Source organism: Aliterella atlantica CENA595 (assembly GCF_000952155.1).
Lineage (GTDB): Bacteria > Cyanobacteriota > Cyanobacteriia > Cyanobacteriales > Chroococcidiopsidaceae > Aliterella > Aliterella atlantica.
Window position 1 is genome coordinate 31,440 of sequence record NZ_JYON01000001.1, and the last position, 13,538, is coordinate 44,977.

Below are 13,538 nucleotides of genomic sequence, written 5' to 3' on the forward strand. Positions count from 1 at the left end.
ATTTTCCGAAACTTAGTAGTTGAGTTAGTAAAATTGCCAATAGCTGCAATTTTACTAACTGATAGTTAAATAAAAAGAGTCAATTAAATGCCATCAAATCCTACAAACAAAATGCCCATACCTGTAGAGTTAAATAGAGAAATACCCTTTGTCAATGCAGTTTACAATATTATTGAAGGCAAAGACGATTTAGATGCTGCTGTAGGTATATTGAAACAACAAGAACAAGCTCATGGTGTATTCATTCATTATGACGAGTTTCATGCTCTTTGGGGTTTAGATTTAATTCCCAAACAACCACCTGTTGATGCAACACAAATGCTAGCTTTAGCAGCTAATGATTGGGATGAGTTCATAGAAAATTATGTAGAAGTTAAGGCTTATTCTGATGAAATTAAAAACTTTGAAACCAAACTGTTTCACTTTTTAGACGACACGTACATGGTATTAGATGGCTCAAAATTCGCTTGCGACTGTCTGCTTACACTTAATGACGGTAGTATCTGGACTTTTGCTATGGGCGCATGGGGTGAATATTTAGCTGACTGGGCAAGGCAAAATCTATGGATGCAACATGCACTTAATGACTATTTCAATGAGGTTAATACTTTTTACGGCGATGTAGTGGTCAAAGACTACTACACATGGGCAACTACAGCCAAAGCTGTAATTGAGCGTAAATGTTCTAAGTAACCTATAGTGCGATCGCCTATCTTGTAAGGTGCGTTGCAAACAACGCACCCTACTGGGCAAATAGGAAAAACTGCTAAGGCTCAGATGGTGGGATAAAAGGATCTGGCGTAATAAAAGCATTATCAAAACTGCGACAATACCAAATACCTAATTCTCTAGCAGATTTAAGCTGTTTTAAAGCAAGGCGGCGATCGCCTGTGCGATCGTGTGCGGCTCGATTTCCCTCGCGGCGAATGTCTTGAAACATTCTATGCATATCGTCAGGCAAATAACCAGTATAGTGCAAGCGATTGAGTAAATCGAGTTGCGGTTCTTCTGGCAGCAAATATACGCCAACTTTTTTAGCAACTAATTGGGCTAATAATTCGCCAAATTGTCGCAGTTTCATCAAACAAGTGACAGGATCGTTGGTGTAATATTGCTCGGCTAATGTTGCTAAATTTGCTAGCTGCGGCTCGTATGTTTGCAAAAAAGCAAAGTTACCTAAATTGCTGGTATCTGCTCTAAAGCTAGGCGACTGAAATTGTTTTAATTGATTTAGAGTTTTATTGTAGTTATCCCAGTCTTGTTTGGCACAAAATTGACTAGCTGCTATTTGCCGATCGCTAATTGCTTTTTGCATTTCTTCTTGATGAGCGTAAGCTTGAGCGCGACTTAAATAAGCTTCGGGGTAATCGGGTTTTATGGCGATCGCTTGAGAAAAATCGCTAATTGCACCTTGGTAATTGCCCATCGCCATACAAACATCGCCTCTTGCTACGTAGCTCATAGCATCTTGAGCATCGATGTGTAAAACTTGGTTGAGATCGCCCATCGCGCCCAAACAATCGCCAACTAAAAAGCGTAGTTTACCTCGGTTGCGTAGCGCGATCGCGTTTTGAGGATTGAGTTCTAAAGCGTTGTTGAAATCAGCGATCGCACCTTGCTTGTTGCCCATTTTACTTTTGACAATCCCGCGACAACAATACACTTTTGCATCTTTATCGTCTACCTGAATTGCCCAATCTAAAGCTTGCAAGGCTCCTATACAATCTCCCTTTTCTGCCTGCTGTAGAATCTGCGTTAAGAGTTGCTCTTGAGACAGTAATTGTGTTGGCTGTTGTTGCACTTTTTCTTGCATTTTCGCAGTCGAAAATTGCAGTTTCTCAATTTTTTGCAAACAATTACGGCAACTTTCCTTATCGTTTGCTGCCAAATATAATTGCGCCGCGTGTTTGAAACTAGAAATTGCAGTTGGAAACATCGTTAACTTGGTCTCAATTGTCCCTTTGAGTTGATGAGCGGGTGCATAGTTAAAGTTGCAACTAATTGCCGATTGGATATCTGTCAAAGCACCAGAGAAATTTTTTAACTCCAAACGCCCAAAAGCACGCGCAAAGTAAAACTCCATTCTGCTTTGGTCGTGTTTTAATGCTTCTGTATAATCAAAGACGGCTGCGTGTAGATTGCCTATGTTCGCATAAGCTAGTCCTCGACGATAATAAGCTTCGGCTAAATACGGATCTAGGGCGATCGCTTGGCTAAAAGTTGCGATCGCTCTCTTGTAGTTTCCTTGATGCGCTTGTTCTTTGCCCTTGTCGAGATGAGATGGCTCTATATTTGGCGCTGGCAATACTAGCTTCCACTATATCTCAGCTATTTACGCTCTTGGGCGATCGCTTTCTTTTACTTAAAGACTGTTTCCCCAAACTTAGCTAATATCACAATTTGACTATGAAACAATAGTATTTATAAAAGCTTTAATATCAGGTATTTATCTCAGTAGTATTACGTAAGCTGTTTTAGTAAATTTACTTAATATCACTCTAAAGTAATATCCACAAAGCCTTTAGCTGACAATACTTACTCCTTCCAGACAAGTTCATTATTTCTTTACGATTAATTTATCAATTTTACACCTATACACAAGTTATCTATGACACTGTAGAAATTACTGATACGCGATACAAAAAACGAGCATACGTTGGAAGTAGAGGTACAGTCTAATTTGCTTCAACTTAGTTAAAAGCAAAACAGTTCGCACCGAACTTGGGTTTGCAGGGGTAAAACATTCAGGGTTATTCATCATCAAAGCTAGTAGTTACTTACGCGAAAGATGATGGTTGTGCATTTACATCGATTAGATACATCGCTAATCCAATTGCCCAAACAGCAGAACATCAAGCCAATAGCCAAGTTCTGTCCAGTAAAAAGAGCGACTACAAAAATTTATGTAGCTGACTCAAACCTTCTTCCTTTGACCTAATTTTCTAGACAACAACAGAGCAATCAAATCATGATGGATACAATTTTCACCAACAAATCCGCCCGCAAGCTTCTACCGATCGCTGCTAGTTTTGCTGCTGTATATGGAGTATCTACTCCAGCTAATGCTTTTACTATCGGTTCGTTAAATCCCGACTCTGCGCCTGGCATCCATGCGAACAAAGCACCCTATACTGTAGGAATTACCAGTGCTGATGTTGGTAAAACATTCAGTACCTACTGGATTCTAAAAGGTGCTACTACTCAACCGCTCAAAGCGAAAGCATATTTCAAGGTAACTGAGCTAACTAGCTCAAACCTTTCCTTAGATACTGTACTGTTCAATCGTACAGATGACTCATTCCGAGCAGCACTAACAAATTTAGGGTTAGGTGTCAGTCCTAACGCTAACAAGGTTTCCTTCAAATCCAAAGGCGATGTATTTAAGTACGCTTATGTAGAAACTGGAAAGCAATACTTTCCTGGAGGATACCAAGACATTGATGTTTGTATCAATACAGTCAAAACTGGTTCCAAGAGCAACTGTGCTGGTGGAGCTGTCAAAGATGGCTTGCAAGCAGGTGATAAAGATATTTTTGGACTTGACATTGCAGGTAAATACGGGAATAACCCCACTGTAACTTTACAGACCTTTCCAGTTAAGTTTCATACTTCTGAAGGTATCTATGAACTATCGGCAAGTAAGCCTCGTGAAGTTCCTACACCAGCAGCTACTTTAGGCATCATAGCTTTTGGTGCTATCAGTGCAGTTTCCACACTCAAGCGCAAATCAAAGTCTATTACCGAATAAATCGGCACTCATAACTTCAGCGGATTATAGCTCATGAGAGTAACTGACCTAGGCTTAAATAGTTTGTTAGTTAAGCCTAACCTCTGGCTGCTGGGGGTAACAGCAGCTTTAATTGCTATCCACATTAATGCCGTCAGCAAGTTTGATGGTGACATCGACAAAACGAGCATTAGTGTGGTCTGCTGGGGGGTTTTTTTGCTATTGATAAGTAGAAAACATCAAACTTTAAAACTGCAAAGCGATCCAATTTCTAGCCTTGTCGGTTTAGCTTTGATGTTTTCGCTCCTAGTTAGGAGTATGTTTGTACATATTCCTAACGATATCTTAGTAGAAATTTCACCCCTGTTTACTTTTCTAGGTCTTGGGCTGTTGGCTTCTGGCTTTAAAGGGCTAAAGCAATACGGGCAAGAAGCGATGGTCATTTTTATAATGGTACTTCCTCAAGTATTAGTAGCAACACTGGCTGAAAAGTTTGTCGATCTAAATGCGATCGCAGCCCAATTTTCCTATTATCTTCTGTGGTATAGCGGTTTTAACGTTCAGCTTCAGGGAGTTAATATCATCTTGCCTACTGGTTCGGTAGAAGTCTATTCTGGCTGTTCGGGTTTGATTCCGATGCTGATGATGTTTAAACTGTCAGTGCTGTTTTTAGTGATGTTTCCCACTAAGACGATTGAGAAGATTTTTCTCCCTATAGTCGCCGTATTTATAGCATTTATTGTCAATGGCTTTCGGATTGCTTTGATGGCACTTTTGGTTGCCTTCTCCAATGCAGCAACGTTTGACTACTGGCATGAAGGGGACGGCTCGCAGATATTTTCTTTAATTTCTATCTTCATTTTTGGGCTACTTTGTCGTTTCCTACTGCAACAGGATAGCTCGGCAGATTTAAGCTCTACAAGCTTAAAACAAATATGATCTGGCAACAACTACGTACTCCATTTCTGGCGATCGCTTTTGTCGGGTTAGTTTCGATTTTTGCTAAGTCAGTCACCGATCCAACACTAGGTAAACCTACTGCTTATACTTTTCCTGCTGCTGTACCTTTATCTGGGTGGCAGCCTCAAGTAAATCCTACACCAGTAAAGACTCAAGCTCCTCAAGCCAAGCAACTGCTATCTAAGAGCAAGAGTTATCGCTATACCCGCAATAGCTACCAACTAGATGTAAATATGCATTATTTAGTTGGCACTAGCGGCGACGAGCAACTTTTTATGAGAAACTATACTGCTATTCCCATAGATAGCAAGCAGCTTGCTCCTGCGGTACGCTATCAAAAAGGGATTGGCTACTACCAACTATTGAGCGATCGCTCCTTTGCTCACCTGGTTGCTTGTATCAACCCCCAAGGCGAAAGTACAGTCACCCGCAAACAGTTTTTGCACAATCGCAATACCTACGACCTCCAACCGAGTAATATTTTACTGTGGCTAACTGCTAAAAGCGATTTGCGCGATCGCCGCTGTCTGTGGACTCATCTGACTATGCCCTTAAATCGGGCTGTAACCCCACAAGCAGCTTATCGGCAGCTAGAAACCACTTGGATTTCCCTCTCGCAATGGTGGACTCCACGCTTTCCGCCGCTGTAAACAAGGTTGACAGTTAAATTACGATTTTGATTTGGCGATCGCATCAACCATACGCGATCGCTATTTCTTTTTATCTATGTCTATGGTATAATATAGTATCAGTACAACTATGTTGTGCTAAAAATTAGGGTTTTCAGTAAAATTGCTGGGGTTTTCTGTAACGAAAGTTATTTAATTATTTACCCATTACTGAAAATAGTCAAAATAATTTATAAAAATTAATATTAATTGCTGTAATAGCTGCGGATAAAGGCGTTCAACGAAATATTTTGTCATTATCAAGTCAGGTTTCATTCGATACCTAGAAAAACTTGATAAGATTTACCATTTCTTTATAATGAATTCACTACTACTTTATCCACTCGAACACCAATAAACTTATAAAGAATATAGAGCAATCTTGCTTTGAGGAAGTGCAGATATCTCACTGCAAGTTCTATTCGTGCATTTGCCAAGTCCAAATATTATAAAGCGGCACAAATACTTCTTGGGAGCCGATAACTTTTACCCGCCTGTATTTCGATAAATGGATATTTAGAACTATGCTTGTGAAGCGATGCGATCGTCAGTCTGAAAATTTACCTAGTTTTGACGTAGATTTACTAGGGCGACGAATTACTTGTATGACTGTGCCAAATATTGTTGCTGCCATTGATAAAGCTTGCATTGAGCGCAGAAAAATTGTTGTTACTAACTACAATGTGCATGGTTTTAATCTCACCATGCAGATACCTTGGCTTTATGAATTCATGCAAAATGCTGACATTAGCCACTGCGACAGTGTAGGCATTATCAGGGCAATTGGCTATATGCAAGGATGCAAGATTCCTTTGGATTATCGTGCATCCTATACCCGCCTAATGCCCGAATTGCTAGAACACTGCAACCGCCATCATTTGTCAGTATTTTTGCTTGGCTCTAAACCTAAGTACGTGCAGATGGCTGTAGAGCGCCTCCGAGCAATTTACCCAAATGTTACCATAGCCGGACGTGATGGTTACTTTTCTGCTCAAGATCCTGCCGCAAATGCCGCAGTTATTAGTCAAATCAATGCCTGCAAACCTCATATTTTGATTGTCGGCATGGGAATGCCAATTCAAGAAAACTGGGTGCGGCTGTATAAAGAGCGTCTTAACGTCAACGCAATTTTAACAGGCGGAGCAGTTATCGATCGCCTAGCAGGAGTAGTACCAGACTGTCCAAAACTAATGTCGGACATGGGTTTAGAGTGGTTATACCGCTTATATCTCGAACCCAAACGGTTGGCTGTGCGTTATCTACTAGGCAATCCAGCTTTCACGATGCAAATTGCCCTTGCCAAGCTTAATTCTAGTTATGCCAAGGTAGTCAAAATGCAAAATGACAGCAATTCTCCCTCTACCGAGTACCCAGACTTTGCTCATCTTCTGACGGCAAGTACCAGCACCATCGATACAACTGCTTGAACAATGAAAATACTACAAGCTATTTATCAATTTAAATCAGGAGGTGGGGCGCTACAAGTAGTAGTTGACCTAGCTAAAGCGGCACGCAGCGACGGGCATACTGTCACGGTTTTATCTAAGGATACGCCCATTTCGACAGCAGTAGGAGCAGAAAGGTTTTTTACAGGCAATAAACTTCAAGATTGGTGGCGGCTGTGGCAGCATTGCCAACAGGAACAATACGACATTATTCACGTCCACGATCGCTACTGCTCGTTGTTAGTAAGTTTGCTACCTCAAGCTCCAGCTAGCGTGCAAACAAATCATATTGCTTATAGCACGCAGCGCAGATTAACGCGATTTGCCAATAAAGTTGTTGGTTGTTCGCAATCTATGGATCGACACCACGCTGAATTTTTCCAATTGCCAGCATCGCGCCGCGCCCTGATTCCCAACGGCGTTAGCTTTGCCCGCCCAGATGCAACTAAAGTTGCAGCGTTGCGACAAAATTTACCACTGGTAATCGGCAATCGCCATATTTGCCTTACAGTAGCGCGTCTTTCTCAGCAAAAAGGACATAGCTATTTATTAGAAGCGATCGCTCAATTACCTGCTAGCTTGCGCCAAAATTGGTGCTTTGTTTTGGCAGGGGATGGTGATTTGGAACAGCAACTACGGGATTTAGCAGTACAACTAGGTATCGCCTCTGATGTAGTGTTTCTCGGTCATACGACAGATGTACCCCAATGGCTGGCAATAGCCGAAGCATTCGTATTGCCATCATTGTATGAGGGTTTGCCCTTGGCACTACTAGAAGCGATCGCGGCTGGATTACCCTGTATCGCTACAGCGGTAGACGGCAACCTCGAAGTGCTGCGCCATACCGAAAATGGTCTGCTTTGCCCCAAGGCTGATGCTCAAAGCCTCAGCCAAGCTTTGATAACTTTGCTTGATGATGCTGCCTTACGGACTAACTTAGGCAAACAAGCACAAGCAGACTACTGGAATTATTGGACTTTTGACCGTACCTGGCAAAAATACGCAGAGCTTTATTTACAGTTATCTCAGCCCCAACATAGATATGCCTAATCAATCTCCAAATCAGCCCATGCTAGCAGCGCCTAAATTTAGCGTAGTTATTCCGGCATACAATGCCAGTGCATATATTACCGACTGCATCAATTCAGTTTTGGCGCAATGCGAAACGGACTTAGAAGTGATTGTAGTAGATGATGGATCTACTGATGACACTGCCCAAATGATCTCTGCTTTTACTGACCCGCGCGTACATTTAATTCAACGGATTAACGGTGGATTAGCTGCCGCCCGCAACACAGGCATTCAAGCTTCTAGAGGCGAATTCGTCGCCTTTTTGGATGCGGACGATCGCTGGTGTCCTGAAAAATTGACCGCTCACAGACAAGCTTTAGAGGCAGACTCTAGTGTTTCTGTCAGTTATGACTGGTCGGTATTTATTGACATCAAAGGCGAACGAACGGGTTTGTCTATGGCGCAGACGCAAAAGTTACTGACTCACGAAGCATTGCTTTTGAAAAATTATTTGGGTAATGGCAGCACATCAGTAGTCAGGCGATCGGTGTTAGAGGAATATAATGGTTTCGATGAAAGTTTGCGTCGCTTAGTCGATCACGAACTTTGGGTGCGGTTGGCATATAGCGGTCATAAATTTAAGCTCGTGCCGCAACAGTTGACCGAGTATCGGATTCATCCTGCTAGCTTTACAGCAGATACCGAGCGGATGCTCAAGGGAGTAGAAGCATTTTTAGTTAAAGTAGCTACCTACGCGCCAGCAAGCGTGCAGAAGCTCAGACCCTTAGTTATTGCTTGCACTCATCGCTGGATGGCAAGAGCCGCCTTTGTAGAAGGCAACTATGCCAAAGCGCGGATGCACAGCGTACAAGCATTGCGTCACAGCCCGCAAGTTTTGTGGCGCGACGAGAGAGCAGCCATTACCTTCGCGGCGATCGCCATGCAAGCGATCGTGCCAGGTTTCTTATTTAAGCGGCTGCATCAGATGGGCTATCGCCTAGTTACCAACTGGTTTGAAGCTCGTACACCCAAAACAGCAGCATAAATGTGGCAATTAGTGCAACTGGTTTGGGAATCTTATATACAAAGGGCAACAGCAATAATGCGTGCCATATACCTTATTACTAAGTAGAAGAATATACCTCGTGAATACTGAATGGTCTATTTCTGCTCGTCCCTCCTTTGCTGCGCGTTTCCTTAACGCCCTCAACAAAGAACGCTGGTCTTTTTTGGTTACGCTACTACTGCTACTTGGTGTTTCAGGAGTATTAATTCGGCGCATTCCGCCTACGTACACTTCCAGCGCCAAGTTGTTAATTGAATACCCACGCAGTACCGAACAGCTTACAGGCTTAGATGCCGAAGCGGAAGTTGGGAAGTTAGATGCTGTAGGCGAACGAGTAAACCCGATCAACAACCAAGTAGCTTTACTCGGTTCTTATACCGTGTATCGGGAAGCTTTGACCCAGCTAAATCTATCAGAAGCAGAATTTCCTTATGCAAATCTGACTGTCAGCAACATCCCAACAACAGACGTAATTCAAGTAGCTTACGAAGCTGCGTCTCCTGAACTCGCAGCGCAAATTACCCAAGCTGTGGTGACAGTTTACGTCCAAGAAAACCTCCTTAGCAACCGCAAGAAAGGTTCATCTGCACGTAAGTTTTTGGAAACGCGCTTGCCCGAACTGCAAAAGCAACTAGAGCAAGCTCAAGATCGCTTAGAGCAATTTCAAAGTCAAAATCGGTTTTTAGGTACAACAGTTGAGACAGATGCCTTAACTAACAGCCTCACGAACTTAAAATCGCAAGTGAATGCGGCAAAAGTCCAGCTAGCCTTTACAGAACAAAAAGCTGCAGGACTCAAAGCGCAGTTGCCCAATAACTTAGAAGTAGCAGTAAATTCAGCCGGAGCAAGTCAAGATGTAGGCTATCAACAACTGCAAACCAAGTTATTAGAGGCAGAAACTCTGCTCGCTCAATTGCAAGTTCGCCTCACTGACGAGAATCCGCAAGTCATCTCCGCAAGGCAAACACGAGACCAAATTAAAGCCCTATTACAGCAGCAATCAGCTAGCCTATCGCCTAACAGTACACCCAGCACAGTAAAGCCTGTAGATCCTTTGCGCCAGCGTTTGATCGAGCAGTGGGTAGGACTAGAGACAGAAAGAGCAGCCCAAGCTAGTCAACTAAGACAACTAACTCAGCAATTAAATCAAACTCAAGCACTTTCCGAACGCTTACCACAGCTAATTAAGCAGCAAAATCAGTTGCAAACGGCTGTAGAAGCAGCGCAACAAGAATATCTCACCTTCAAAGAGAAGTACACCACAAGTCAAATTGCCGAGCAACAAAATATCAGTAACGTCCGCGTCGTTGAAGCCGCCGAAGTTCTGCCTTTCCCAACAGCACCGAACCGCAAACTACTATATGCGATCGCTCTAGTTGTCAGTACGGGTATTTCCTTGGGAGTTGTCTGGTTGCTCCAAAGCCGCAACGATACGATTGAGGGCGTGGGCGAACTTAGAGAAGCCCTGCCGCTATCGGTATTAGCGACAGTACCTTGGAGTGGAGATGGACTATTAGCCCATGAAGACGCGCGGTTAGAAGGTCCCCTCGCTCAGAGCTACCAATTACTGCAAGCACACATTCGGATGCTACCGCAAAACATCCAAGTAATCGCTATTTGCAGCGGCGTATCCACCGAAGGACGTTCTTCAGTCGCTAACAATTTGGCAGCAGTTGAAGCTCTTGCTGGGCAGCGCGTGCTGTTGATTGATGCAGATGGTCGCTCCTTCGAGCGCAACGAACTCAACAACTTCAAAGCAAGCGATCGCCCCAATAAAAATAAAGAGCAAGAAGCGCCTCGCTACTACAAGTCTCCTAGCAATCACCAAGTAGCAAACTACGATGTGTTGTCTTCTAGAGATGTACCGCCGCCCTTTTTATACAAAGAGTGGTTGGCAATGCTAGAACAGCGCCGCCAGCAGTACGACTTAATTATTGTTGACTGTCCGCCAGCGCTAGATAGTCCTGATGCTACAGTAATTGCTTCCATGTGCGATGGCGTGCTGTGGGTTGTATGTCCGCAAAGGTTAGGTCGTAAAGGCGCAGCAGCTTGTGCAGAAAACTTACATACATGGGGTACTCGCCTCTTAGGTCAAGTAGTTGTAGGCGTTGACAGCCAACAGCCACCAACAATAGTCTTAGAAGACGCGCAAGCGGCAAAACCGCCCCAACTTCAACTGCTACTGCAACAAGAAGTAGAGCGCTAATCATGATTCGTCCCCAAAATTTTCGCCCTCCTACTAGCAACCCATCTAGCTATTTCAGCAGACAAGCAACTTTAGTTGGTCAGCAGCCAGATATTTTCGCCGAACAACTTGTATTTTGGACGATCGCCTTAGTACCTTTGTGGTGGATTTTGGGACTTCAGCTAGTTGTCTATCCTGTGGTGGGCTGGTATTTGTTCTACCGCAGTTTGCAGCGACCAAATCAAGTCAGCGTGCCGTTTGGTTGGCAAATGTGGTGTGTATATATTGGTGTTTGGATAATATCGCTGCTGGTAAATTTAGCAATTGGTACGGCTGAAGTAGGGCGCAGCATTACCGCCTTCGGTTCCATCACGGGCGTGTGGATGCTGACTGTGGCGCTGTGGTACGCCATGCGGCGCTTGAGCATCCGTCACCGCGTGATTGTGCGGGCTATATGTGTTGTCGGTTTGTGCCAACTTGTAGCGGTAATTTTGGGTGAAGCTTATCTTACAGCTACAGGCTCAATTCCCCAGACGCATAGCTTGCTAGTCACCCTCATTCCTTCTATTCCTAGCAAGATTTTCTTTGATGCGGCGCTCTACGGACGCGAAACTTTAGTTTGGGATGCAGATCCTATTCCCCGCCTCAAGTCTTTCTACTACTGGTCGCCTTTAGCTGGAACGATGAGTATCTTCATTTGTTCGGCAGCTATGGCAGAACGCCAGCGCTTCTGGCAGATAGCTGCTTTGCTAGGAGGTTTGGCGACTGTATGGCTAGCTGCGGCGAGGGCTGCACAAGTAGGTATTGTGTTGGCGATTATTGTGTCGCTGTGGTTTGGCAGCAAGTGGGGACGCAAGTTACTCATTGCCTGTGCGATTCCAGTCGGCTTGCTTTCACCGATTATTATTAGCGAACTTTACAAATACTTTTTTGAGTACCGTAAAGACTCCGCCGCCGGACGTTTGGCGCTTTATGAAGAAACTTATAAAGCTTTTTTAAACTCGCCATTGATTGGTTTTGGCGCTCAAGGTCGCAGTAACGTACTTGCCGATATTCCTTTGGGTTCTCACTCGCAGCTTTACTCTACGCTGTATCAAACTGGGATAATTGGCTGTGCTGTTTTGGCAGTTGCTTGGCTGGCGATCGCTTGGGCAATTTTCCAACTCGTCCGCAAACAACCGATGTTGTCTCCAGTTCTAGGCGCTTGGATTGGACTGACGCTAGTTATGCCTGGAGGAGAACTAGCCGCCGCTAGCGTTACAGTGTTTGCGATTGCTGCTTGGTTGGGTTGTGCTTGGAACCAAGTAGAACAAGCAACAATTAAGCGCAATTTGCCTTGGCTGCTCAATACTCCCTTGCCCGAACTGCCTACACCTTGGGAAATTTGGCAGCGTTGGTTCTCCGGTTCTCAGCCTTACTCCAAAGATCGACATCTAACTTACATGAGGATGGCAAAGCATGAAAAGAAGGACCCTGTTAGGAGGCTTCGCTGGGGGAGCCGCGATCGCTAGTGCTTATCATTTATTTAGCAGCGATCTGCCCCAAAGTGCTCAAACTACTGCGCCATCCGTATCTACTGCCTCGACAGTAGCTACTTCTGCTGACTTTTTTGGCTTAAATGTCGGTTCGGAATTAAGTTGGAAGTCTTGGCGCAATCAATTATTGCCGTTGTATCAAGATTTGGGAGTGCGCTGGCTGCGCGTCTGGTACAACTGGGCAGATTTGGAGCCACAAAAGGGTAATTATCGCGCTACCCCTGTGCGCGAAGCTCTGCAACTAGCAAAAAGCAAAGGTTTTCGCATTCTATTTGTTATTTGGGGAACTCCCACTCATGCAGGTAGCGGCAAGTTAGGTGCTGTTCCCCAACCGCAAGCCTTGGCTAAATACTGCCAGTGGGTGCAGGCTAATTTAGGCGATTTAGTCGATGCATGGGAAGTCGGCAACGAACCAAATTTGGAGCGGTATCATGCTGGTACGCCAACAGAGTACGTCCGCACCCTGGCAACTGCTTATGAGGTACTTAAAGGCGAAAAGTTAGTAATTGCTGCTGCTCCTAGCGGCGCTGCCAAACCTCATTATTGGCAAGCTTTGTTTGCTAGCGGATTAGAACAACATTGCGATCGCGTAAATTTGCATCCCTACCGCCAAAAACCCCGCGAGGTGGTGCGGACGGTAGACAATTTTTTAGAGCAAGTACGCAAGCCTTTATGGATTACTGAATTAGGTGTTTCTGCCAACAATGGCAACGAACAAGGCAAAGCTAACTTTACAACAGAAGTAGTATCGCAACTTACCTCGCGCGTAGAGCAACTATTTTGGTATCGCAGCGTTCAAGGCAGAAAATTACACCCTCTACGTTTTGGCATTATTGAAGCCGATCGCGCTTCGGGTAAAGTAACTCCCTTACCTGCTTATTATGCCTTGGCGGCTCTTGCTCGAAAATATCAACAAGCTTCAACCTAAATAATGTTTATTC

General features: G+C 44.2%; 11 protein-coding genes. 10 read left to right on the forward strand and 1 reads right to left on the reverse strand.

Features of this window, described 5'->3' with window-relative positions; translation table 11 throughout:
- The first annotated feature begins 87 nt into the window (after positions 1–87).
- Positions 88–693 (forward strand): hypothetical protein, encoded by a 606-nt coding sequence (locus tag UH38_RS00180; protein ID WP_045052598.1) that lies wholly within the window; start codon positions 88–90, stop codon positions 691–693.
- A 73-nt stretch (positions 694–766) separates the two neighbouring features.
- On the opposite strand, the gene UH38_RS00185 is transcribed toward UH38_RS00180, so the two are convergent.
- Positions 767–2,305: a tetratricopeptide repeat protein gene (locus UH38_RS00185; protein ID WP_052672198.1), complete on the reverse strand. Its 1,539-nt coding sequence runs from the start codon at positions 2,303–2,305 to the stop codon at positions 767–769.
- Between the two features lie 663 nt (positions 2,306–2,968).
- On the opposite strand from UH38_RS00185, the gene UH38_RS00190 reads away from it, so the two are divergent.
- The 9 genes from UH38_RS00190 (at position 2,969) to UH38_RS00230 (ending at position 13,525) form a co-directional block, all read left to right on the forward strand.
- Positions 2,969–3,748, forward strand: coding sequence for a cistern family PEP-CTERM protein (locus tag UH38_RS00190; RefSeq protein ID WP_144405598.1), 780 nt, complete (start codon positions 2,969–2,971; stop codon positions 3,746–3,748).
- A 33-nt stretch (positions 3,749–3,781) separates the two neighbouring features.
- Entirely contained in the window at positions 3,782–4,666 is an 885-nt protein-coding gene (gene crtA, locus UH38_RS00195) for a cyanoexosortase A (protein WP_045052600.1), read from the forward strand.
- Positions 4,663–5,337, forward strand: coding sequence for a cyanoexosortase A system-associated protein (locus UH38_RS00200; protein WP_045052601.1), 675 nt, complete (start codon positions 4,663–4,665; stop codon positions 5,335–5,337). The genes crtA and UH38_RS00200 overlap by 4 nt, the downstream gene beginning before the upstream one ends.
- Before the next feature lie 542 nt (positions 5,338–5,879).
- Positions 5,880–6,782 (forward strand): WecB/TagA/CpsF family glycosyltransferase, encoded by a 903-nt coding sequence (locus UH38_RS00205; RefSeq protein WP_045052602.1) that lies wholly within the window; start codon positions 5,880–5,882, stop codon positions 6,780–6,782.
- A 3-nt stretch (positions 6,783–6,785) separates the two neighbouring features.
- Entirely contained in the window at positions 6,786–7,850 is a 1,065-nt protein-coding gene (locus UH38_RS24565; RefSeq protein WP_052672199.1) for a glycosyltransferase, read from the forward strand.
- Positions 7,843–8,856 (forward strand): glycosyltransferase family 2 protein, encoded by a 1,014-nt coding sequence (locus UH38_RS00215; RefSeq protein WP_052672200.1) that lies wholly within the window; start codon positions 7,843–7,845, stop codon positions 8,854–8,856. Before UH38_RS24565 ends, UH38_RS00215 begins: the two co-directional genes overlap by 8 nt.
- Before the next feature lie 100 nt (positions 8,857–8,956).
- A complete protein-coding gene (locus tag UH38_RS00220; protein WP_045052603.1) occupies positions 8,957–11,083 on the forward strand; it encodes a GumC family protein in 2,127 nt (708 codons plus the stop codon).
- 2 nt (positions 11,084–11,085) lie between these two features.
- Entirely contained in the window at positions 11,086–12,573 is a 1,488-nt protein-coding gene (locus UH38_RS00225; protein WP_045052604.1) for an O-antigen ligase family protein, read from the forward strand.
- Complete coding sequence (locus UH38_RS00230; protein WP_045052605.1) at positions 12,521–13,525, forward strand: glycosyl hydrolase; 1,005 nt, start codon at positions 12,521–12,523, stop codon at positions 13,523–13,525. Before UH38_RS00225 ends, UH38_RS00230 begins: the two co-directional genes overlap by 53 nt.
- Positions 13,526–13,538 lie beyond the last annotated feature (13 nt).

Excerpts from the sequence above, each read along its gene's own strand:
- UH38_RS00200 (WP_045052601.1), top strand. The coding sequence starts at position 4,663 with ATGATCTGGCAACAACTACGTACTCCATTTCTGGCGATCGCTTTTGTC.
- UH38_RS00230 (WP_045052605.1), top strand. The coding sequence starts at position 12,521 with ATGAAAAGAAGGACCCTGTTAGGAGGCTTCGCTGGGGGAGCCGCGATC.
- UH38_RS24565 (WP_052672199.1), top strand. The coding sequence starts at position 6,786 with ATGAAAATACTACAAGCTATTTATCAATTTAAATCAGGAGGTGGGGCG.
- UH38_RS00225 (WP_045052604.1), top strand. The coding sequence starts at position 11,086 with ATGATTCGTCCCCAAAATTTTCGCCCTCCTACTAGCAACCCATCTAGC.
- UH38_RS00205 (WP_045052602.1), top strand. The coding sequence starts at position 5,880 with ATGCTTGTGAAGCGATGCGATCGTCAGTCTGAAAATTTACCTAGTTTT.
- UH38_RS00215 (WP_052672200.1), top strand. The coding sequence starts at position 7,843 with ATGCCTAATCAATCTCCAAATCAGCCCATGCTAGCAGCGCCTAAATTT.
- UH38_RS00180 (WP_045052598.1), top strand. The coding sequence starts at position 88 with ATGCCATCAAATCCTACAAACAAAATGCCCATACCTGTAGAGTTAAAT.
- crtA (WP_045052600.1), top strand. The coding sequence starts at position 3,782 with ATGAGAGTAACTGACCTAGGCTTAAATAGTTTGTTAGTTAAGCCTAAC.
- UH38_RS00190 (WP_144405598.1), top strand. The coding sequence starts at position 2,969 with ATGATGGATACAATTTTCACCAACAAATCCGCCCGCAAGCTTCTACCG.